General features: G+C 42.1%; 22 protein-coding genes. 14 read left to right on the top strand and 8 right to left on the bottom strand.

Annotated features, from left to right (window positions below):
- Positions 1-162 precede the first annotated feature (162 nt).
- Genes LC091_RS10810 through LC091_RS10820 form a run of 3 tightly spaced genes read left to right on the top strand, consistent with a single transcriptional unit; the run spans position 163 to position 3,758 of the window.
- Positions 163-1,959, top strand: coding sequence for a cache domain-containing sensor histidine kinase (locus LC091_RS10810; RefSeq protein WP_226682010.1), 1,797 nt, complete (start codon positions 163-165; stop codon positions 1,957-1,959).
- A complete protein-coding gene (locus LC091_RS10815; RefSeq protein ID WP_226682397.1) occupies positions 1,937-2,707 on the top strand; it encodes a response regulator transcription factor in 771 nt (256 codons plus the stop codon). Before LC091_RS10810 ends, LC091_RS10815 begins: the two co-directional genes overlap by 23 nt.
- Before the next feature lie 13 nt (positions 2,708-2,720).
- Entirely contained in the window at positions 2,721-3,758 is a 1,038-nt protein-coding gene (locus LC091_RS10820) for a Gfo/Idh/MocA family protein (protein WP_226682011.1), read from the top strand.
- Positions 3,759-3,896: 138 nt separating this feature from the next.
- On the opposite strand, the gene LC091_RS10825 is transcribed toward LC091_RS10820, so the two are convergent.
- On the bottom strand, positions 3,897-5,270 hold the full coding sequence (locus LC091_RS10825; RefSeq protein ID WP_226682012.1) for a general stress protein: 1,374 nt from the start codon (positions 5,268-5,270) through the stop codon (positions 3,897-3,899).
- 228 nt (positions 5,271-5,498) lie between these two features.
- Here LC091_RS10825 and LC091_RS10830 point away from each other — a divergent pair, with 228 nt between their 5' ends.
- Positions 5,499-6,572, top strand: coding sequence for a bifunctional glycosyltransferase family 2/GtrA family protein (locus tag LC091_RS10830; protein ID WP_226682013.1), 1,074 nt, complete (start codon positions 5,499-5,501; stop codon positions 6,570-6,572).
- 327 nt (positions 6,573-6,899) lie between these two features.
- Here the strand turns inward: LC091_RS10830 and LC091_RS10835 are convergent, their stop codons facing one another.
- A complete protein-coding gene (locus LC091_RS10835) occupies positions 6,900-7,430 on the bottom strand; it encodes a hypothetical protein (protein WP_226682014.1) in 531 nt (176 codons plus the stop codon).
- Positions 7,431-7,571: 141 nt separating this feature from the next.
- The gene (locus LC091_RS10840) at positions 7,572-7,997 is read right to left on the bottom strand and encodes a hypothetical protein (RefSeq protein ID WP_226682015.1); all 426 of its coding nucleotides are present in this window, start codon (positions 7,995-7,997) and stop codon (positions 7,572-7,574) included.
- A gap of 221 nt (positions 7,998-8,218) precedes the next feature.
- Here LC091_RS10840 and LC091_RS10845 point away from each other — a divergent pair, with 221 nt between their 5' ends.
- The 4 genes from LC091_RS10845 (at position 8,219) to LC091_RS10860 (ending at position 11,344) form a co-directional block, all read left to right on the top strand.
- Positions 8,219-8,368, top strand: coding sequence for a hypothetical protein (locus LC091_RS10845; protein WP_226682016.1), 150 nt, complete (start codon positions 8,219-8,221; stop codon positions 8,366-8,368).
- A 195-nt stretch (positions 8,369-8,563) separates the two neighbouring features.
- Positions 8,564-9,619 carry a YecA family protein gene (locus LC091_RS10850; protein WP_226682017.1) on the top strand — a complete coding sequence of 352 codons (1,056 nt, stop codon included), beginning with the start codon at positions 8,564-8,566 and terminating at the stop codon, positions 9,617-9,619.
- 141 nt (positions 9,620-9,760) lie between these two features.
- Positions 9,761-10,693, top strand: coding sequence for a processed acidic surface protein (locus LC091_RS10855; protein WP_226682018.1), 933 nt, complete (start codon positions 9,761-9,763; stop codon positions 10,691-10,693).
- Between the two features lie 3 nt (positions 10,694-10,696).
- The gene (locus tag LC091_RS10860) at positions 10,697-11,344 is read left to right on the top strand and encodes a sortase (RefSeq protein ID WP_226682019.1); all 648 of its coding nucleotides are present in this window, start codon (positions 10,697-10,699) and stop codon (positions 11,342-11,344) included.
- A 46-nt stretch (positions 11,345-11,390) separates the two neighbouring features.
- Here LC091_RS10860 and LC091_RS10865 read toward each other — a convergent pair whose 3' ends face one another.
- Positions 11,391-11,819, bottom strand: coding sequence for a YwpF-like family protein (locus tag LC091_RS10865; protein WP_226682020.1), 429 nt, complete (start codon positions 11,817-11,819; stop codon positions 11,391-11,393).
- Positions 11,820-12,129: 310 nt separating this feature from the next.
- Between LC091_RS10865 and LC091_RS10870 the strand changes: the two genes are divergently transcribed.
- On the top strand, positions 12,130-12,687 hold the full coding sequence (locus tag LC091_RS10870; protein ID WP_226682021.1) for a single-stranded DNA-binding protein: 558 nt from the start codon (positions 12,130-12,132) through the stop codon (positions 12,685-12,687).
- 274 nt (positions 12,688-12,961) lie between these two features.
- Here LC091_RS10870 and LC091_RS10875 read toward each other — a convergent pair whose 3' ends face one another.
- Entirely contained in the window at positions 12,962-13,366 is a 405-nt protein-coding gene (locus LC091_RS10875; RefSeq protein WP_226682022.1) for a helix-turn-helix domain-containing protein, read from the bottom strand.
- A 231-nt stretch (positions 13,367-13,597) separates the two neighbouring features.
- Between LC091_RS10875 and LC091_RS10880 the strand changes: the two genes are divergently transcribed.
- Both LC091_RS10880 and LC091_RS10885 read left to right on the top strand, forming a co-directional pair.
- Positions 13,598-14,086, top strand: a complete 489-nt coding sequence (locus LC091_RS10880; protein WP_226682023.1) for a hypothetical protein — start codon at positions 13,598-13,600, stop codon at positions 14,084-14,086.
- A gap of 88 nt (positions 14,087-14,174) precedes the next feature.
- On the top strand, positions 14,175-14,705 hold the full coding sequence (locus LC091_RS10885; protein WP_226682024.1) for a VanZ family protein: 531 nt from the start codon (positions 14,175-14,177) through the stop codon (positions 14,703-14,705).
- 297 nt (positions 14,706-15,002) lie between these two features.
- Here LC091_RS10885 and LC091_RS10890 read toward each other — a convergent pair whose 3' ends face one another.
- The 3 genes from LC091_RS10890 to LC091_RS10900 all read right to left on the bottom strand — a co-directional run bounded on the left by LC091_RS10890 (position 15,003) and on the right by LC091_RS10900 (position 20,298).
- Entirely contained in the window at positions 15,003-17,822 is a 2,820-nt protein-coding gene (locus tag LC091_RS10890; protein WP_226682025.1) for a DEAD/DEAH box helicase, read from the bottom strand.
- Positions 17,815-19,380, bottom strand: coding sequence for a hypothetical protein (locus LC091_RS10895; protein WP_226682026.1), 1,566 nt, complete (start codon positions 19,378-19,380; stop codon positions 17,815-17,817). Before LC091_RS10895 ends, LC091_RS10890 begins: the two co-directional genes overlap by 8 nt.
- A 351-nt stretch (positions 19,381-19,731) precedes the next feature.
- Positions 19,732-20,298: a BsuPI-related putative proteinase inhibitor gene (locus LC091_RS10900; RefSeq protein WP_226682027.1), complete on the bottom strand. Its 567-nt coding sequence runs from the start codon at positions 20,296-20,298 to the stop codon at positions 19,732-19,734.
- A gap of 223 nt (positions 20,299-20,521) precedes the next feature.
- On the opposite strand from LC091_RS10900, the gene LC091_RS10905 reads away from it, so the two are divergent.
- The 3 genes from LC091_RS10905 (at position 20,522) to LC091_RS10915 (ending at position 22,464) form a co-directional block, all read left to right on the top strand.
- Positions 20,522-21,310 (top strand): N-acetylmuramoyl-L-alanine amidase, encoded by a 789-nt coding sequence (locus LC091_RS10905; RefSeq protein WP_226682028.1) that lies wholly within the window; start codon positions 20,522-20,524, stop codon positions 21,308-21,310.
- A 136-nt stretch (positions 21,311-21,446) separates the two neighbouring features.
- The gene (locus LC091_RS10910; RefSeq protein ID WP_226682029.1) at positions 21,447-21,764 is read left to right on the top strand and encodes a hypothetical protein; all 318 of its coding nucleotides are present in this window, start codon (positions 21,447-21,449) and stop codon (positions 21,762-21,764) included.
- Positions 21,765-21,834: 70 nt separating this feature from the next.
- A complete protein-coding gene (locus tag LC091_RS10915; RefSeq protein ID WP_319003656.1) occupies positions 21,835-22,464 on the top strand; it encodes a class D sortase in 630 nt (209 codons plus the stop codon).
- Positions 22,465-22,730 lie beyond the last annotated feature (266 nt).

Raw genomic sequence — 22,730 nt, forward strand, 5'->3', positions numbered from 1 at the left:
GAAGGGACAGGGGAGACCCCACAGGCGAAGCCGAGGAGGCTCCCGGACCGCCCGCGGAAAGCAAGCACCTGGAACGGAAACCAACGGTCGCTTTAGAGATTACTAAGTTTATAAAATTTTATATTTTCAACAAAATGTAAGCGCTTCGGAGGTGAAGGATCAATGTTTAAAAAAAGCATACGCAACAAACTGATCGCACTCCTTTTAATCATCACGATCCTCCCATTCGGTACGTCGATCATCATTACATACTACCAAACGAAAGAAGCATTCAAAGACCTCGTCGTTCAAGAAAACAGCAACCTACTCTACCAAGGAAAAATAAATCTCGAAAACTACCTGGAAGAACTCAATAATCTCACTCTATCACTCTACAACAATCCCGATTTCATCAACTACATGAGGGCACCTGACAAAAAAGATAACTATTTAACGATAGGAATTGTAAGAAACGTGCTGCAAACGATTCTTTACGCAGAAGAAAACATTACGAGGGTTCAGATTTCTTTTGCCGAGGAAAACAGGGGGATCACAGCCTCCAAACGGTCCACTGTCGTCTTCTCTGACCGCATCTCCAATGCCTACGAAGACGCATATAAACGGGCGCAACTCAGTCCATACAACTACAATATTGACACCACCCAGCTTCAAGAGGGCAGGAATGTTCTATATGTCCACAGGGCCTTGACGAACGTCCCATCAGACAATGTACTGGCTTTTATCACCCTTGAAGTGGGAACCGAAAAAATACTGGAGTTAAGCGAAAACCTCTATAACAAGGAAAATGAAGAATTTTTTATCCTCTCTGCAACAGGTGAGCTGGTCTACAGCTCCAATCCAATGGTCGCCTCCAAAAAGGAAGAGCAAAAATGGATTCCAGAGATAATGAGATCGGAAGCCGCTCAAGGTACGATGGAATGGGACAACGGGCAATTCAAGGGTGTCATGATGTATGACCAGACCGAGCTTGCGGTAGGGGGATGGATTTTAGTGAAACGGGTTCCTTACACCACCCTGTATGACAATGCCTTTGTTGTGACGAAAATCAATATCCTCTTTGGGGTCGTTGGGTTGTGCTTAGTTATTTTGGCGTCCTTAATTGTTTCTTTTAAAATTACGTCTCCGATCAGGGTGCTGCTCCAAAACATCCAGCAGGTAAAAGAGGGGAATATGAATGTGCAGTTTCCCTCACTTGGAAATGATGAGATTGGTATTTTAGGATATCGTTTTAAACAGATGATGGAGAGAATCAATCTTTTAATCAACAGGGAGTACAAGTTGGAAATTGAAAATAAAACGAATCAGCTAAAGGTGCTTCAATCGCAGTTAAATCCGCATTTTTTATATAATGCCTTGCAATCTATTGGAACGCTTGCCTTGAAAAATAACGTGCCGCAGATTTACACCCTTCTGACCCACCTTTCTAAAATCATGAGGTATGGGATGAATATGGAGGAGGACATGGTCCCACTTAAAAAGGAAGTCAATTATTTGAAGGCCTTTCTTTTGCTGCAAAAAGAGCGGTTCGGGGAGAACTTCGAATACGAGATAGAAATAGAAGAGAATGCGATGGACATAGATGTTCCTAAAATGATTCTTCAACCGATTATCGAGAACTATTTTAAACATGGGTTTGATATTCGAGATGGAGTTGGCAAGATTAAAATTCACGGAAAAATAGTGGATGAGTATCTCATTCTCAATGTAAGGGATAATGGTGTCGGAGTGAGTGAGGGCCGATTGACGGAAATTTCCCGCTTATTGTCAGAAGGGAAACCACCTTTAGATGTAGAAGAAACTAATATAGGGTTGAAAAATATTTATACACGCTTGCAACTATACTACAATAACTTGGCAGCGCTTCATTTGGATAATCACGTTGACGGAGGATTTATGGTGACATTGAAACTACCACTAGGGGTTGGAGGTGATGAGAGTGAAAGCAATCATCGTGGATGATGAAAAGCATGTACGGGACGGACTGCAACTCCTGGCAAATTGGAAGGAAAACGGGATTGATACCATCTATGAAGCAGAGGATGGGGACGAGGCGATTATGCTCATCAAGGAACATCGCCCTGAGATTATCTTCACTGACATGGCTATGCCGAAAAAGGATGGAATCAGTCTGCTTAAGTGGATTGCTGAATCGGATTTGACAAGCGTGACCATTGTGGTTAGCGGGTACGATGATTACACATTCATGCGAAATGCCATTACTTATAAAAGTTTTGATTATATATTGAAGCCCATTGATCCGGAACTGCTGAATGAGACGTTAGAGCGGGCAGTGAAAAAGTGGAAGGAAGAAGCCTTGGTAAAAAGGACGATGGGGTCTGTGAGCAATGTGGAAACGATTCCTGTTCGTTCCACCGAGCCGGTTTCCGTTTCTAGTATGGAAAAGATTGAGGAGTACCTTCGGGCCAACTACCAACAGGATATTACACTTCAGGAGATTGCCGACCGTTTTTACTTGAGCCGTGAGCATATTTCCCGTAAGTTCAAGCAAGAATATCATGAAACCATTACCGATTATGTGACGCGGATCCGGATGGAGAAGGCGAAGGAGCTTTTAGCAAATCCGACTTTAAAAATTTATGAGATAGCGTATCATATTGGTTATCAGAATGAGAAGTATTTTAGTAAGGTGTATAAGAAGTTTTTTGGTGTGACGCCAAATGAGTATAGAGGTAGTTTAATAAAATAAATGAGGTGCAGATATGAGTCAGTTAAGAATGGGGATTATCGGGGTTGGAGGGATTGCGCAGAATCGTCACATCCCGACTTTTTTTAAGATGCAAGAGAAAGTGACAATCACGGCGATCAGTGATGTTAATGAAGAGACAGCAAGGATGGTAGGGGAGAAATTTGGGATTGACCAGGTGTATGCTCATTATGCGGATATGTTTGAGCATGTGGATGCGGTGACGATTTGTACGCCAAACAAGTTCCATGCGGAGATTACAATTGCTGCGCTAGAAGCAGGCTTGCATGTGTTTTGTGAAAAGCCGATGGCAATGCGACCGGATGAATGTGAAGCAATGATTGCTGCGGCGGAAAAATCAGGCAAACAACTTGCGATTGCTTACCATTACCGATTTATGAAGGAATCGGTTGCAGCCAAGCGTTTGGTGGATGCGGATGAAATCGGTCGTCCTATTGTGGCAAGAGCTAAGGGGATGCGCCGCCGGAAGGTTCCTGGTTGGGGAGTATTTACGAACAAGGGGCTGCAGGGCGGAGGAAGCTTGATTGATTATGGCTGCCATCTGTTGGATTTATCGTTGTGGTTGCTTGGAAATCCAAAGCCTGTGGAAGTGATGGGAACTACTTATAATGAGCTAAGTAAAATCCCGGGGCAGGTGAACCAATGGGGTAGCTTTGATCATGAAACGTTTGAAGTGGATGACCATGTGACAGCTTATATCAAATTTGAAGGCGGAGCTTCGTTGCTGTTTGAGACTTCTTGGTCTGCCAATGTAAAAGGAGACGAGGAGAGTGTTAGTATCTCCGGAATTAGCGGCGGGGTGGACCTGTTTCCTTTCCACGTGAATCAGATGAAGCACGGCATGCTGTTGAATACAGAAGCGGACTGGGTACCAGGCGAAGACGACCCAAGTCTTCCGCAAGCTGAAAACTTCGTAAACAGCTGCCTCGGACACGAAGAACTTATCGTCAAACCACAACAAGCCATGCAAGTCTCCCTCATCATCGACGCCATCTACCGCAGCAGCGAGACAGGAAAAAGTGTGAGTTTATAGGTTTATACTTGGTGGAAAGAGGGTTTCGACGTCGAAGGCAAAAATCCTTTGGGGGTCTGACCCCTTTTCTATAAAAAAGCAGAGCAGGAATTCTACCGAATCCCCGCTCTGCTTTTTCTTGTTATTCTCATAAACATTTTATCTTCTAAAAAGGTCGTCGTCTTGGTCGTTGAATAGGTTGTTGCGTTTTTGGGTCATTCTTTCTTTTTTGCGGTCTGAGAAGGGGCCTTCTGAGTGGTCCTCTTCAAATAATGAGTCATCGCGCTCCTCTGTATGTCGGACATTTTCCTCTTGCATGTATGTTTCCTCGTCTATGTGCACGGACGTCTCCTCTTCTGGAGCATATATGTCACCAGGTTGCTCTGTTTCATAAGATGTAGGTTCATAGCTATCCACTAACGGCTCGTCTCTTTCAATTTCCTGTAATGTATCTTCAAAGAGAATGGGGCCTTTGTCTTCAGTTTCAGTTAATCGCTCGTCTCTATTTACTGCAGAGGGCGTATAGTCTACAGTTCTAGTTCTAGTAGAGGCGTCTCGTGTTTCGGTGGAGCTGAAAAGCGGTTTTTCTTCTTGACTGCGGCTCATATCCCCGGCTGTTTCCTCCAACTCCACACCTAGTGGGCCATCTGAAACCACACGCTGGTCATAAACATCTTCCTCATATGGTTTTTCCATCGGGAACGGTTGTCCATGCTCGTAAAGTAACGCTTTGTCCACATCTTCCTCCGAACTATTTTCTGCATAACGTTTTCCGTTATTAGTTGAAGTATGCTGCTCTCTCGCCAATTTCTCCTCTAATTCTAAATCAGGGTTTCTCGTGTGTCTCAACGTAGTAGCTTCAGTCGTCACACTTGCCTGGTCATGGAGAGCTGTAACCTCTTCACGAGCGTAATCTTTCTCTGTTTCCCCAGGGTCCCCGCTCAAAAGTTGTTCATCCAACGGAATGCTTCCATCTATATTCGTATCAGGCATTGGACGATTAATGGAGGTGCTGGATTCTGTAACTCGCTCGTCATTTGAAACTACAGGTTTCTCCGTATTTAAGGCCTCGGTACTATCCTCTAAATGTAATGCAGGCTCTTCCGTCGCATACCTTTCCATACGGGTCTCCGTCAAAGCTTCTTGACGCAATTTCACGTTTGAAATTGTCTCTGCCAGTACAAGCACTTTCCCAACTTTTACGTCGAACTCGTACCGGTATGCTTCCTCTTTTGCTATGCCCATCTCCATCAACGTAACAGCAACGCTTTTATTTTCAGGTGTGAAAAGGCTCTTTGGTGTAACGATGGAACTGCTTGGATTGATGCTTGAGTACTCATTCAGCTGGGCTTCCCTTTCATCATGAGCACGCGAAAATCCACCTCTGCCAAATTGCTCTACAATTCCTCTATTATCACGTATAATCCAGATTTCTTCTGGTTGATAGCCTTCCGATTGAAGCCAATCAATCTTAGCAAGTGCCTCTTCTTCCATTAAATAAGAACCAATAACCTCTTTACGTTGCTCGTTCATGCAACTTCCTCCTTAGAGTGCTGTAATAAGAATTACATACCCAGAAGTGTAAAAAGGGTAAACCAACCTAGAAAAGAATTCAAAAAACTCTCCCTTTTAAGTTAGAAAAACGTCTTAATAGGGAAAATAATTACAAATGATTTACTACTTTAGACATATAACACATATATTTGTACCTAGAGAAAAAGGAATTACATATTTAAAAATTGCGAGGAACTGGGGGATAATATGACAAATCCAAATGGAGTTACCGTCCTGATTCCAGCCTATAACCCTGATGAACAACTCATAAACCTGATTCGTGACATTGTAAAAGAAGGATTCAAACAGATCCTGGTCGTTAATGATGGAAGCAAACCAGAGTGTACGTCTATTTTCAAAAAGATAAAAGAATGGGAAGAATGTACCATACTCGAGCATCAGGTGAACAAAGGAAAGGGGCAGGCGTTAAAGACGGCTTTTTCCCATTTCTTAAGCACCAGTCCTCATTCTGTGGGACTTGTTACGTTGGATGCAGATGGCCAGCATGCGGTTGAAGACATGAAAAAGGTGGCCATCAGGCTTTGCGAGCGCCCCGAGAGCCTTGTGCTTGGAGTGCGTAACTTTTCAGCAGATAACATTCCCTTCCGGAGCAAGTTCGGAAACGTCTTGACGAAAAACATCGCCCGCCTTGCTTGTGGCATGAAAATTTCTGATACCCAAACAGGGCTCAGGGGAATACCAGCCCACTTTATCCGGAAACTGATTCATGTTACCGGCCAACGTTATGAATTCGAAATGAACATGCTAATGGAATGCAAACCGAATAATATTGAGATAGAAGAAGTGAATATCCAAACTATCTATCTAGAAGACAATAAATCTTCCCACTTTAAGCCGATAAGGGACTCCATAAAAATCTACGCGACCTTTCTGAAATTCGCCTTATCTTCTGTACTTTCATTTGGCTTGGATATCCTATTATTTGCCCTCTTTATCATGATGTTAAATGGTGTTTTCTTCGAATCTTACATTATTCTGGCAACTGTGCTATCAAGGGTTCTGTCTTCCTTATTCAATTTTACTGTAAACAGGAAGGTGGTATTCAAATCTACCAGCTCTTATGCTATTGTAAAATACTTTTCCCTCAGCATCGCACAAATGCTGGCATCTGCTGGTGGGGTGTATCTTATCTTTGAAGTGGTCGGTTTTGGAGAAGTTGGCATAAAAATAGTAGTCGATGGACTGCTCTTTTTGGCAAGTTACGTAATCCAGCGAGAATGGGTGTTTAAAAAGAAATATCAAATGCGGACAGGACAATAAACTGAGATAGACAAAAAGACCTGGGATTGTATCCTAGGTCTTTTATGTTTTCTGGAAATAGCTTTTTCAAAAGTTAATCCCAAATACAACCGCTGTACCCTTTGGGAATTCTGCATTTCATTACTGCTTAAACCAACGTTTGTTTAAAAAAAGCTATTCAAAATAAGTGCTTTCACAGTAAAACAACAAAAACATTCCCTTTTCGACACTGTTAATAAAATTCCTTTGATATAGCTTTTTCAAAAGTTAATCTCAAACACAACCGCTATACCCCTTGAGAATTCTACATTTCCATTTTTGGTTAAACCAACGTTTGTTTAAAAAATATTATTCTCTTTTTTCTGCTTTTTGTTTAGTAGAAGGAAACGCAATCGCTGTAAGTGAACGGTCCTGGACTTCCACGCTTGCAATATTTTGGTTCGGAAGGGTGATATGGTTCACTTCTAAGTAATACGTATAAGTGCCGGGAAGTGGAATAATATCCGTCCAAATAATCTTTGTCGTGTTAATTATTGTTTTTTCACAATCATTTTGTCCAAATTGATTTATCAGGGCAAAACTCTCACTTGTTAACGGAGTCGTCTCTCGTAGTAACGAAAACTCCACAATAAAGCTATAGGCAGGATTGTTTTCCGTCAGGATAAAGGCTTCGATCATCGCATCCAACTTTACTACTTCATTTGGAAAATGCGTCTTCACTTTCAATTCTATGGCTTGCGTTGGCGTATCCACTTCTATCCCCACCATCTCATCGCTCTGATTAAAATAATACCGCGGCTCCATGCCTCTAGGTTGCACGTCACAATTACACGGCACCCTGCAGCCGCAACTCTTTCTCCATTCAAAATATAAGGACATTGAATAATGCCTCCTTTAGACATACTATCCATTCCATAACATATGCTTGTCATCGGTGTTTGGCGAGGGTAGTAGCCTTGAAGAAGTAAAATAAAAAGACCATAAACCTTTTTTGTTATGGTTTCATGGCCTCATTTAGTATCATTCATACAATTCCCTATACACAATTGCCTTTAATGCCAGCAATTCCTCATCCGTCAACTTCGCTTCGAATTTTCCCATTAACTCTAACACTTCCTGTTCGGTCATTCCATTTGCTGCCTTTGACTGGATTTGCTGCATTTCCTGGAAACTGAGTTTTTGCATGACCATCCTAGTTGCTTCTTCACGTGTTTGAACTGGCAATTCCTCAAGGTTCGCTTCTGCCCCTTCAGAAATATAACTTTTCAAGGCAGGAGACCTGTCCACATAATCCCTGGCCATAGCCACATCGTTGTTTTCGACCAGATCTTTTTCCACATACTCGACAGCCTTATCTTCCATGAATTTATTGACAAAATAATACCCTGCATACCCAAGTAACACTAGGATAATTGCTGTAATAAATAATCCTTTGAGAAATTTCAATTAGGACACCTTCTTTCTCTCTTACTATATAAAATTGCTACATCATAAAGCAAATATTGAAAAAAAGAGTTTAGGAATTGGATGAAACGGCTAAAGAATAGAAACAAATAACGACGAAAATCTATCTGGAAATAGAAAATATTTCAAATTAGTATTGTAATATTAATGAAAAATAGTAGAATTGTAGTATATTTTGTAATTAATTAGGCGGTGAAATTTAGTTGACTAACGACTATAAAAGTATTAATAGTAAGGAAGAGATTATCAAAGTACTTCAATATGCCTATCAACAAGGGACAGAGAGAGAAAATATCTCCATGATGGAACTAATAGATGAAATGAAAGAAAAGCTGCAGTTGCTTATAAAATAAATATGATAGATTACTAGACAACACCTTCCCATACACTTTTGGAGGTGTTTTTTGTATTAAAAAGGTTGATTGGCTATGATATCCAGCCGGTGCTTTGCTCCATCAAAGAGAGAAATATGTTAGAATTAAACACGTTGTGTGTAAATCTCTCAAATGAGAACAGCTTAGAATAAACAAAAGGTTTAAGGTGATAGTATGATTGGAAGAAATGAACCATGTCCTTGTGGCAGTGGAAAGAAATATAAGAAGTGTTGTGAGAAGAAGCAAGATGGCTTAGATAAAGTGCTTGAATCAGAAGTGATGGGGCTTCAGGTTGAGATGATGCGCTTTGCATATGAAAAGTTTGCTGGTGAGCTTGAAACAGTCAGCTCCAAGTATCTACATAAATTTTCATTAGATGAGATGAAAGAAGAGGCATTTAACGAGCTACTTCATCTTTGGTATATGTTCACGGTTAAGCGAGATAATGGTTTAACGATCGTTCAAGAATTTGCATCAGTTCAAGAGGGCAAGTTCTCTCGTCCTCAAGTAAAAGAATGGGCGGAAAGCTGGCAAAAAGCATATCCATCTGTCTATAAGGTGGCGAATGTGCGCGGTGAGACTTACACGATGGAAGACTTTTTCACAAAAGAAAAAGAAAAAGTTACGTACATCGGCAGAGAAGACAGCTTAAGCAAAAATGAGCTGGTAATTGGAATGTTCGTTCCTTTCAAGCAGGCAAAGGTTGTGTTCATGTCCACTTTTGAACGCGGGGTACTGGAAGCTATCCGTTTGGAAGAAAAGCTAGCCGAAGAGTTTGCCAAAGTGGAAATTGATTCTGCCTATATTCGTGCACACTTCCCAGACCTTGCAGGTAAAATGGTTGAGTTTGAATTAAGCGAAGAAGATGTTCAGCAGCTACCAGTCCAAGATGAGGCGCAGGGGCGTGTATTGGGGTTGTTTACAGAAGGAGCTAAAAAGCGGGATTACCCTGAGAGGTTCTCTGAATTTGCTACGATGCTCTGGTCCATCTATTGCATGAAAGAGAGCCCAATTATCCGCAATGAACAGAATTACGCTGCGGCATTGATTTATTTTTTAGACACGCATTTTATGAAAGAACAGCAAGAAACACAAAAATCACTGGCGGAAGAGTTCGGCATATCAGCAGGAAGCGTATCATCAACGTTCCGAAAGCTGGATGAGGTTTTACAGCCTGTTATCCAAACGTTTGAAGATGATATTGAAGCAGCCTTAGAGGGCGCTTCTTAATGGAATAAGCATCCGATTTAACCTTTTTATGAAGGGGAGATCGGGTGTTTTTTTAGTTTGATAAGTACCCAAATTACTGCATAAATTTTCCGCTTATGCGCATGCTACTAAAAAAGTGTAACGAAATAGGAGGCATGAAAGATGCAGCGGTTTATGTTGGTTATTTGTGCGGTTTTAATAGGGTCGACACTATTCTTTTCTCCGCTTGATGCAACAGCAGCGCCAAAAGAGGAAGAGGTAGATTCTTATTTGAAGGAGATTGGTTGGACTAGGAAGGATCTTGATGAGTATTTGAAATTTTATGAGGTGAGTTTGGAGGATTTCAAAGATATTGATCATCTGCGGGATGAGCTGGGGACTCCAATCAATGAGGAAAATCTTCTTGTTATGTTAGAAACTTATGAACTGACGAAAGAAGAATTGGAAGTCCTTTTGTCTCGTTTTGGAGAAAAGGTACAAGATTATACGTTCATTGAAGACTTAGAAATCGCGGTTGATTTTTATATGACTCATGAGGAAGAAGTGGCACGTGCGGAGGATTTTCTTGTATCCATGGGATTTGAGGCGGAAGAAGCACGCCAGATTTTTCAACATATTTTGAGTCTCCCCAAGGATGTATTGGCCGAAGAGCTGGAAAGATTGCAAGGGATGTTACATGAAGAACCAAATTCTGTTGATAAAGTGTTTTCCCTTTGGACAGAGTTCATGGAAGTGTTTCAGGTGGAGGCTGATCTACATGTAGAGGATGGCAGCAAAGTAAAGGTGTCACAGGAATCACTGATGCAGCCTGGATGGTTGGAAGGGAAGGAAGTACATTTAGATATTTTTGATGAAGAGGGTTCTCTTCTTGCTTCGGCAGTGATGGATGAGCAAATTGTATCGCCAACTTACGTGCAGTCTACGGGAAAAGAGCTCATTCACTTGGGGCAGGTTGGTGTGAAGATGAGTGATGAGCTTTATAATAACAGGATGCCTAATACCGCCTCTGTTTACGGGTTGGGGATGCTGGCTGGACTGTGCTTGATTGGTTTTGCTGGTTTGATGATTGGTGCCAGAAGGGTCCGCAGGGGGTAGGGAATGCGGGAACGTTTTTGGACAATTGTTCTTTGGATTGTAATGGTGACGGGGGCTGCTTTGTTTCTTGGAAGCGGCCTTTTGTATTGGCAGGGAATTTCGGCGGTGGAAGATAGGTCGGAATTTGGGAGTAAGGTAGAGGAGAGAGGCGGGCAGGAGTCCGGTGGGGAGGATGAGTTGGCAGAGCCTATGGCGGTGAGTCTGGAGGCAGGAGAGGAAATCGGAGCAGTCTATTTTCCTGATTTAGAAATAAGTATTCCAGTTTTTGAGGGTGTGTCTGAGGAGGAGCTTGCACGAGGAGTAGGGCATGTCCCAGGTACACTTTTACCAGGGGACGGAGGAAATATAGTGCTTTCCGGGCATAGAGATACGGTATTTCGCCGGCTTGAAGAGCTTGAGGTGGGAGATAAGGTGATGGTTGGGCTTAGAGGAGGTGACGGGTTATCCGTTTATAAGATAAATAGGATAAGGATTGTTGATAAAAACGATACTTCTGTGGTCGTTCCGCGAGCACGGGAGGTATTGACGATTACAACGTGTTATCCTTTTACGTTTATTGGGAGAGCACCTGAGCGGTATGTGGTGGAGACGGAGTTTATTGGGATGGAAGATGAAAAGCAAAAAGGGTCAGACGACGCTTTAGTGCATTAACGCACAGCGGGTCAGACCCCTCTTTAGTACTTTATCAAACTAAACTCTATTTGCTCTTTTCAAGCACTGGTTTTTCTTTTACCTTATTTTTGAATGCCTCCACTAGTTCGTCGCCATTGTAGCCTTCGTTCACTAGGCGTTCTAGCAGTTTTTCGTGGTAGTTGGTGTTTTTTCGGAAGAGTTCACCTTCGAACAGGATGCTCATTTTGTCTTCCATCACTGCCACTTGGCGGACAACGGCCTCAAAGGATGCTGGAGCATTCGTCGGTTTAGATATAGTGGCTTGAACATGAAGCATTTCTTCGTTATCACGGAACTCTTCGTACATTTCCGGCTTGTCTTTAGGCAGCAATGCTTCAATGAGCCAATTCTCTTTTCCGTACTCTCTATTGATAATCAAACCGTCTTGTAAATCCAGCTGTTCAACTTCTTCACCATGTACGAGGGATATTGCAACAAGTCTGAACGTTTTCATGATTTGCCTCCAACGGGTATATTTTCGATTCTTTGCAAGAACATGTACCAATATTTTGTCTTATTATAACATAAGCACAACGAAAGATACCTTCCCCATTAAGAACGGTAAGAAAAAAATCCCCAATATCTCTAATTTCATTTTTCGCCAACTCCCCGCCACACTAAAACAGGATTTTCCCTTTAGCGCAAAATCCAATTTTACACCTATTAACCACTACAAAACCCGAAAACCCTCATTTTACCTACAATAAGCAAGCAGTTATGATAACAAAGCAACACGAATTTTGTAGAAAAAAGGAGGGAGAAACGTGATTAATGAAGTGGTGCTGATTGGTCGGATGGTGAAAGATCCGGATTTGCGATATACAGGTGAAGGGACTCCTGTCGCAAGCTTCAGACTTGCTGTTAATCGTAATTTTAAAAACCAGGAAGGTATCTATGAGGCGGACTTTGTCTCTTGCACGGCGTGGAGAGGGATGGCGGAAACGACGGCAAATTATTGTCGAAAAGGTGCACTTGTGGCCGTCACAGGTAGGATACAGACAAGTCGATATGAATCGAAGGATGGGACGACAGTCTTTGTTACCGATGTGGTGGTGGACAATGTGCGCTTTCTTGAAAAGAAGAAGGAGGAAAAACCTTCTTTACCGCCAGTTCCACCTCCACCGTATCCAGAAAAACAGGAGACAACAAACCAAGCCCGTCATGAGGTGCAGAATTGGGAGAGATCCCAACCTCCGCAGCAGGAATACAGGCAAACGGAACATCACCAAAGTCCGCCGCCTGCTACCCACACATCACAAAGAACTTCAGAATTCACAGACTTTCCAACACAACCGAAGACGCCTGAAAAGGTGGGAGTGTAGCTAAAAGCTAGAAGTCATGTCATGCAAGGTCATCCCTATTATCAAGTATCAAGTAACCTGATTTTACCGATAAAGCAAAGGGCTCCCCTCCCATATTTGCTTTCGCCTTTCATTAAAAAAGGCAACTTGCGGAAACAAGCTGCCTTTCTTTTTTTGCTTATCAGCATGATGCAGAGGATAAGCCCTCTTGGTTCCTCTAGAGAGATGATTTGCCTCTTTGATCTCCATTCCTTGGTGCCAGCCTTTAATGAGGGTTGGCTCTTTTTGAAAAGTCTCATTTATTCACATAGAGACTCATCATGTCTTCCATCAATTTTCGATCTGAAATGCTTTGGTTAATGTACTTATGTAGGATGTTTTTAAAGTTTGGATGTTGTTTTAGGTAGTCCACAATTTGCATTAGTTCCCCGTCAGCTTGCTTTATTTGATAAAGTTGGTTGAATTCTTTTACATAATGTTCTTCTTCGTAGTGGTTTCCGACCAGATAATCAATGGAAACTTGAAATAGTCTGCTCAGTTCAATGAGCGTTTCTATAGGTGGGACTTCCTTTTCTGTCTCCCATTTGCTGATGGTACCGTGAACCCTGTTCAGGCGATCAGCAAGATCTTGTTGTGACCAGTCTTTTTGAGTACGAAGGTATTTAATGTTTCTAGCTAAAAAGGACGTGTTGTTCATCATATCTCCTGCCTCTTTTCCGCATTTCTTTTAACGTAATGGAAAAGCGAGGGAGTGGTTGTTCTCATGCAGAACAACTTTGGTATATGTTCTTAAATGGAACAGTGTCGAATTTTGCAAAATATGGAGGATGAGAGAGTATAGGACAGAATACCCAGAAAAACTCAACGAAACATCTAATTACCTATATTTTCTATAAAAAGTAAATTTATCTATACTAAGGAGGAGTTAAGTATGAAAGAGGGAGTGATGGATGTGGCTGATTTTAAGTTAACTACGGTAAGCTTTCTTCCAGGTACGGAAGATTTGAATCAAGATGGACAAGATTATTTTATTTATGTAAAAGAACCAATGGATGACTATTCATCACCACCGAGATCCTCTTTCTTTGATGCATTGGAACTATCTAAGGAAGAATTAACGAAGAGTGGAAACTGGCGTTGTATTTCGACAAGATCTAATCAATCCGTTGAATTACATTTTCGCTCTTATGAAGATAAAAGGATTATTTCGGTAACCATCAACCTCCCAAGCTATCAACTTGATATCTCTTCCTATGCCTGGTACAGGCAACGTAAAGCATTTCTTAAGTTAGAATGCCCTGAACAAGTCTGTCAGAATTTAGTAGAAGGGTTATTACAAAGGATTTTTGTCAAATACAAAGGAAAAACGGCCTATCTCAGTTTAAGGCAATCAAAACAGGGAGTGACCAGTAAGAATTGAAGGGGAAAGGTATAAGGCATGCCTAGATAGGACACACCGTAATTAAGTGGATTTTTTTGCTTCTAACTTAATTACGGTGGTGGCTCATATGAGAAATAAGAGGATTCTATATTATCTGTTTCTGGCCTTTGGCTGGACCGTCATATTGTTCTATTTGTCTTCCATGTCCTATGCTGAACAGGATATAAGGCCATATTTGAAAATGTTTGTGGCAGAGGAACATATTGCTGCTGTGTTAGCGGGAGTGGAGATCCCGTATGGGAATAACAAAATGAGTGTGGATAATATGGGAGCGTATCAGTTCGTAGATTTCCTTTTTCGAAAAGGAGCACACCTATTCTTTTATAGTGTTCTTGGTTATTTGCTTGTCCGGTACTTTTCCAGTTCTTTAGGGGAAAAGTATTGGAGGGTGTTTATATTCAGCTTTTCCATCCTCCTTGTCATTGCGATGCTTGACGAATTTTTACAATTTCACCATCCGGACAGGAGCGGGCATTGGGCGGATGTGGGGTTGGATGCGATGGGCGGATTGAAGGGGATTATTACCGGGTTATTGTCCACTTATATTAAGAAGGATAAGAAAGAAGGAAAGCAAAAAAGCGCAGACTCATCTATATAGATGGTGGCTGCGCTTTTTATGTATGAGTAGTACTAAGTAGTACTAAGTTGTACTATTAGTAAAATGTGTCGCCTTAGCCTTGATGGGTTAGTGAGTAAATGTAAATGAAGACAATTTCATCGTCAGAATTCGGTTGAGATTGCCTTCATCAGGCTAATGAAGACAATTCCACTCCTAAAATCTCGTTGAAATTGTCTTCATCCCGCCAATGAAGACAATCCTAGGCCTAAAAATCCTGTGAGATTGTCTTCATCCTCAACTTGTATCACTACAAAGAAAATTTCACATTCTCACACCTTACCTCAAAGTCAACAAATCCCTCAATTCCTCATTATCAAGCTCGGTAATCCAACCCTCGCTCGTAATGATCTGATTGTTCAGTGCTTGCTTGGATTCGATCATTGCATCAATTTTCTCTTCCAGGGTGCCGGTAGCAATAAACTTATGAACATGGACAAAACGGCTCTGACCAATTCGATACGCCCTGTCGGTTGCCTGATTCTCAACGGCCGGGTTCCACCAACGGTCATAATGGATAACATGGTTGGCTGCTGTAAGATTCAATCCGGTGCCGCCGGCCTTCAAAGAAAGCACCAACACATGAAACTCGCCGTCCTGGAAATCTTGAATCAGCTTATCTCGGTCTTTTTTGACGACACTGCCGTTTAGAAATCTTCCTTTTTCTCCGAGTGAGGATTCCAACGCGTCAATAATCATATTCCCCATGGATATATACTGAGTGAAGATAAGGCAGCTTTCTCCGCGCAGACGAATCTGCTCCACCAGTTCCACCAGTTTTTCCATTTTACTCGAGCGCATCAAGAGATTTTCTGGAGCCTCTTCCTTCAAATAAAGGGCAGGGTGATCGCACACTTGCTTCAACTGCCCAAGCATTTTCAACACAAGACCGCGGCGTTGGATACCGCCTAACTCTTCCACCTTATCCAAGGTTTCTTTTACTAGCTGTTCATAAATAGAAGCTTGCTCAATGGTTAGAGGACAATATTCCTTCTGCTCTTGTTTCGCAGGGAGATTCAACGCAACCTGTTCGTCTTGCTTTGTGCGGCGCAATAGGAACGGTTGGATGAGCATTTGCAGTTGTTGAATCTTCTTTTTGTCCTGGTCCTTTTCAATCGCCAACACAAATTGCTTATGGAAGGAACCTAGTGAACCTAAGTATCCAGGATTGATAAAATCAAAGATCGCCCAAAGCTCTGACAAACGGTTTTCCATTGGGGTACCAGTCAGGGCGATGTGATGACCACCACTTAAATTCCGCACTGCTTGAGATTGCTTCGTGTCAGCATTCTTGATGTTTTGCGCTTCATCTAAGCAGATGGTGCGCCAGCCCACGCTTGCCAGTTCCTCTTCATCCAGATGTGAAATGGCGTAGGAGGTCAACACAACATCTGAATCCAATACTGCTTCTCTAAAAATAGAACCTTTTCCACGGTTAGGTCCGTAATGCAACATAACATCCAGGCTCGGGGCGAATTTCTCGAGTTCTTTTTGCCAATTTCCAAGTACAGAAGTCGGACAAATGATGAGAACTGGTGGACCTTCCGGCTCTTTTTCTTTGCATGAGAGAAAATAAGCAATCAGCTGAATGGTCTTTCCAAGTCCCATGTCATCGGCAAGACAAGCCCCGAAGCCATGCTCCCTTAAAAAGGTCAGCCAAGCTGCACCTTGTTCCTGGTAAGGTCGGAGCTCACCTTTAAATGTTTCAGGGACATCAAATGGTGGAATATCCTTACCTTGATAAAGCTGTTCAATCAAGCGCTCAGCAGATCCGGTCAACTCATAAGAGATATCCTGTATAGAATAGCTTGCCCCCGCATCCGCCGAGGCATCTTCAGGGATTTCCCCGCCCATGCCAGCTGCGTTGCTTTTCAACAGGTCTTCCATACGGATGCCGTTTTCTTCGGCATGCTTCATCATCCGCTTTATCTCTTCGATAAACCCTGGATCCAACACGACCCATTCGCCTTTTATTTGTACAAGGCGGCGGTTCTCTTCCACTAGTGCGAGGAACTCCTCTTCGGAAAGCTCCGTATTGCGGGTGGAAAAACGCCATTCAAAGTTAACTAGCGACTGCAGGCCTACAAAAGATTGAGCGTGGTTGCCGCCTTTTTTAGAGCCATTCACTCTTGCTTTTACTTTGATTCGGGAATCCTTGATGGCTTGCCACCATGGGGGAAGGAAGATGAAACTTCCAATTGCCAACAGTCTCTCGCTGCCTTCTACAAGGAACCGCCAAGCATCTTCTTCCGTCAAATAGGACCGAATCTGGCCATTTGAAAAGAGGGAAGGAGTGAGCTGTTGCCACTTTTTAAAGCCGCGGTTCACTTCTTTTTTGTATTTTTTATAAGAAGGTGGGAGGCTATCCTGTTCCCACACATATAGCTCTTCTGTTTTCTTATCTTTCAGCAACGTTTCGAGCTTCCAGTCTTGCTCCCCTTTTTCAGGTTCCAAAAGACGAAGCCCAAGCTTGAATGGAGTGGTATCTTTCGTCCAACCGATGTCTCGAAGCCAGTCTTCTTCATCTAAATATTCTACAAGTGAACCTTCCGCAGCTAATTGACGGGGATCCTTTGTGTAATCCATCCAATATGTCTGAAGATATCCATCCTCCTTGCGTTCCATCCAATCCTTCATGATGGCGTCCAACCATTCTTCCATTTTACCGGCGTAAGAAGGGAGGAGGGGGTTTTGTGCGATCATCTCCTGGCCTTCTTTTGTTAACGAAAAAGAAAGACGGCCTTCCTGCCATGCGGTAAAGCTTGGTTGAAAGGCTCTTTCGTTCAACAGGTCTGCCACAGTTGGGGCAATAAGACGATATTGTTCCGATTGATCACACCATTCCAGCTCAATAAAAGAATTCTCGGTATTGTTGGCATACAATTCAAGTGCGTCACTAGGATTTAAAAATATTCCGGAAATCCCATCATGAGTAGACTCCTCTAAGACAGAGCCGAAAAATGACCCCTCATGCCAGGTGAAAAGCAGTGGGGTAAATCGTGATGGCGGCAGAACGGAGGAGCGGATTTTCACATACAGAAAAAACTGATTCCGTTCCTCGATATAGTTTGACTTGGCAAATAACGCCTCATTAATCATAACTGAATCTTCCCTTTTTTAATTCTTCTTGGAAGGAGCGGAGTCGCTTTGTTCCTTCTTTTAGTTGCAGTAAATACTGAAGCCAGATGTCTTCCAGTTTTTCTTTTTTATAGAGACTATGTAATGTTTTCAACAGCGATATTGCTTCTTTATAAGCAGTTTTATTGCGTTGCTCCAATGCCTTGTTTATCGCCACATGGTAGAGTGGAAAAAGCGCATAAGCATCTGTTTTCTTTATTTCTTTTAGCTTATAAGTCTCCAACCCGCTTAGTTCAAACCCCATCCAAAGCTGCAATTCCACCCATTGACGGTATTTCTTCGTTTCAAACAGATACCATTCATATTCTCCGTAACTATATGGCATCAGCTGGCGCATTGCATCCTTATAAAGTTTGTCTTGCCTTGTTTCCATTGCATAATCTGTTAACAACTTGAGCAGATGTTTCGTCAGCTGCCTTTTGCGGTCATAGGTCGGTTCCGAATGAATATAGGACGTCACAATCGGCAGTGCTACAGCAAGCCAACTTTCCAAACGGTCCTTCGCTTTAGTGGAAACTAACGATTGTAACCAGTGGAAAAGATATGGCGCATACTGATAACCGTTTTTCTTGACCAGCTTCAATGCATCCTCGTCTTTTTTCTGCAAAAATAACAAATGGGTCTTAGCCAACTCAGCCTGCAGGGATGTCTCGCCTTCCAACTCTTTCAGCTCTGATGACATCCAATTACGACGTTGGAACACATCATTCCATGTAAATTGATACACATAAAACATTTCTCTTATAAAAGGTTCTTCTTGTTGCAATAGTTTTTCTCGGATCAGTTGTCTGCTTTCTTTAAGCAGAGAGTCGAGTTGAAAAGCGATGGCACTGTGAAACAGGCCTTTGGATTCCTCTTCCACCGTATCTACAAAACGATGCAGGATATCGGCAATGTATTGATAAGGCTGTGAGCTATCATAGCTGTCTATTACCTGCTCCATGCAATAGAGGGAGGCATGTAATAAAAACAATGGACGAATTTCCGCTTTCTTAGGTGCCTGGGTTCGTAATTTAGGGAAAAACGCATGTGTCAGTCCGGTCAGATAGGTTCTTTTACTAGGGATGGAGCTTTTATATTGCTGATGCTGATAGTCGACGAATTCGAGCCAGCTTGAAAGGGAGCTGTCCTCATAGGAGGTTGCTTTGTTTTTAATCGTTGCCGTTGCAAGGGTTGGAAGGATGTTGTCCGTACTTTGTTCCTTCCAGCCGTCAATAAGGGAAGCAATTGTTTTGGATTGTGACCATACGGATAGAAAGGTGGCTAGCTGATGGGGGCATAGTGTCGTTGCGCCGCAAGAGCATCTGCTTAGGTCACCGATTTCTTCGTCAAGCAGGACGTGTTTTTGGCCGTTGTCTTGTACTTTTCCGGTCATGCTGGATCCTTCTTGGTAGGCGTGAATGACGTTGCCTTGACGGAACAGCTTTAGGCCTTCTTTTAGGATGTTTCTGTTGTTGTCGTTAGTGAGTGGGTATGTATTTATCAGCCATGCTGCGAACTGCTCCATTTTTGTCACCATCCATTATTGTTTAAAAAAAGTGTTGCTTGTATAACTCCCTGCAACCTTCCGTTCCAGGTGTTCGCTTTCCTAGGGGCGGTGCTTGAGCCTCCTCGCAACGCTTGAGGGGTCTCAACCTACCGCTATCTCCCTCAGGAGTCTCACACCTTGCACTACAGGTAGCTGGGCAAACTGGTTTGTAAAAGTGTGGTTGTTATAACTCCCTGCGTTCTTCCTTTCCAGGCTTCAGGGGGGACTGGTTGCAAAAAACGAAAAGGTCTACTTCATCGCGTAGACCTTTGCCGGTAAAATCTTCTTATTCTATTATAGGTTTTTTGGAGGGCAGTTACAACCTCATGACATAGGTCCTTCTTATTCGACAGTGAAGGTTTCTTTTGCTGTGGCGTGATGGTTGGAGTCCGCAAAAATAAATTGGATGGTGTACTCTCCTGGAGATAAATCTGCTGTTACGTCCTTGTAGGTTGTTGGGTATTCAAGACTTTCACCAGGAGCCAAGACAAGCTCTTTTATTGCTTGGGTGTACATCATGCCGGTGGAGAGCCTTTTGACTGTTTTACCTGAGGCATCCTGTACGACATAGTCATACTCTTTACCGGAAGAAAAATGAATATCAACATCTTGGTTCTTCGTATTCGTCACAATAAAAAGGAAATCTTGGTTTTGGCGATCGATCTGGCCTGCAAGTTCCCCTTCTTTTGCTCCTTCCTGTTCCAAGTCCTTTTTCAATTTTTCTTTTGATTCTTCTGTATCTGTATCATCCGTATCATCAGGACGGTCGGAATCATCTTGTCCGCCATCCGTTACCTCACTTCCTGAAGAGGTATCATTTGTCTCTGGGCTTCCTTCATTAGAGTTCCCGCCTGTCCCACATGCAGTCAGCATCGTGAAAACTATTAGTAATAGCATCATTTTATACATAGTTCCGCCTCCGTTTTTATGGTATGAACTTACCGAATGACTTATTTCTCCCTTATCTACCACTATATATGACCCATACCCTTCTTTGTATAGATAGACGTTAAATTATATAAAAGGTTACAAGGAGGTGAATAGGTCATTTGCCTGTTTTTGTAAATCGTTTGCCAATAGGACATATGATAATAGTACAAATGGTCTAAATTTGTAGAAAGAGGTGGAATGTATGAGAATAGTATTAGACGCCGGCCATGGATACAGTACTCCTGGAAAGCGTACACCCGATGGGATGAGAGAATATGAGTTCAATAGGGTGGTTGCTGAATATACAAGAGAGGAATTGTTACGCCATCAAGATGTGGAGGTGCTGTTCACCCATTCCGATGATAGGGATGTTCCTTTAAAAGAACGAACAGATAATGCAAATGCCTGGGGTGCACAAGCGTTTGTCTCCATCCATGCAAATGCATTTGGTAATGGAGGATGGAACACAGCTCAAGGAATAGAAACATATACGCCAATTGTTCAGTCCCCAAATTCCGATCGCCTCGCAAATATGGTCCACCGCAGACTCATCCAATCAACCGGCAGAATAGATAGAGGCATCAAATCAGCAAATTTCCATGTGCTGCGCGAAACAACGATGGCATCTATTCTTTGTGAATGTGGCTTTATGACTTACTACCCAGAAGCACAGCTGTTGAAAACAGATAGCTATCGTAGAACCTGTGCCCTGGCAATCGCCGGTGGATTGGTAGAGTATTTCGATTTAAAACTTAACTCTACACCCCCCCCGTTATCAAGGGTATACAAGGTACAGGTAGGCGCATTCCATGCAAAGGAAAACGCAGACAGCCTGGCAACAGAACTTAATAGAAAAGGCTTTAACACATTCGTGTTCAGAGAAGATAACCTATACAAAGTACAGGCGGGAGCGTTCTCGCAAGAAGAAAACGCGCATCGCTTTTCTTCGACATTAAGATCCCAAGGCTATACTACCTTTATCAGCATCTAAAGAGGCCCTTTAAGGGGTCTTTTTTATATTCGACAATAATTTCATCAAAATTAGGAAAAAAACAGGGAAAATGTACTTATATATCGAAATAAAGACATAGACAAAAGAATGGTGTTTTATAGGGGGATATAGAACGATGAAAAATATCAATTGGAAATCAATTTTTAAGAGTACTGCTAATTTTATATGCTTCGCACTTTCACTAATTTTCTTAATCTACAATATTAGTATCGTGGGGTTCTTTTACTTACTTGTTACCTACGGAGAAACACAAGGTACCATGATCTATTCCCTAATTAGCGTAGCGGGAATTCTTCTGGTAATTATTCCGCTTGTATTTAGGCTGGCTAAGTTTAAGTTTTATTACTTTGCATTAATTGGGCTCCATTTTATTGCCGCATTCCTACCTATCTTTATGAAGAATATGTCTGGGGTGTTTGATAAAGTCCTATAATTTGTCGAAGAATTGGTGGTTGATGTCTTTCGTATAACAGGTAGAATAAATATTAACAGAGAAAAAATGTATGAGAAGGAGACAGGACAAGTTGAAAAAAGGAATGATTATTGCCATCCTGTTTATAGTTACCGGTATTTCCTTTATTGGCTACGGTCTATTTGAAAAAGTCAGTATGGATAGAAAAACAGAGGCGGCGCTAAAAGATGCTGTTTCTATAACCAAGGGTATGGTTGGCGAAAAGGACACCCCGGATAAAGAAGAACGCCCTAAAAAACCCGATGATTTTGCACCAGAAACAGGGGAAGTAGTCGGACTGCTGAAAATTCCTAGACTTGAAGCCGAGCTGCCGATAGTGGAAGGAACAGACCCTGCTGAGTTGGAAAAGGGAGTAGGGCACTTTAAAGGTGCATCTTTCCCCGGTGAAGAGGGGCAAATTGTTTTTTCAGGCCACAGGGATACTGTTTTCCTTCGCTTAGGTGAACTGGAAATCGGTGATAAATTCTATGTGAATATGCCATATGGGGAATATATGTATGAAATCTATGACTCTAAGATAGTGGATGAAGATGATAGAACAGTTATCACTCTTCAAAAGGAAAAGGAAGATCTGCTTCTTACCACATGTTATCCTTTTACTCTGACCGGTGCGGCGCCTGAGAGATATATTTTATATGCAAAACCTGTTGATTCAAGATAATGACACCTTTTGAGGTGTTTTTTATTTTTCCCTTTATCGACAAAGTTTATGAATTTTTAATAGTTAGAAAGTAGTTATTTATAAAAAGCTATTATTAAGCAAAATATGCGTAATATAGAATGAATTAAAGGTATTTTTTTATATCAATATAATTTTTATCACACTCTGTTGTTTGGGGAAAGACGAGAGTAGTGCTGTATTTACTTAATTCGACAAAATACACCCATTCTCAATGATTCTCTACTATGATAATATAAAGGAAGACT

The sequence above is a fragment of the Sutcliffiella horikoshii genome (assembly GCF_020524325.1).
Classification (GTDB): Bacteria; Bacillota; Bacilli; order Bacillales; family Bacillaceae_I; genus Sutcliffiella_A; species Sutcliffiella_A horikoshii_D.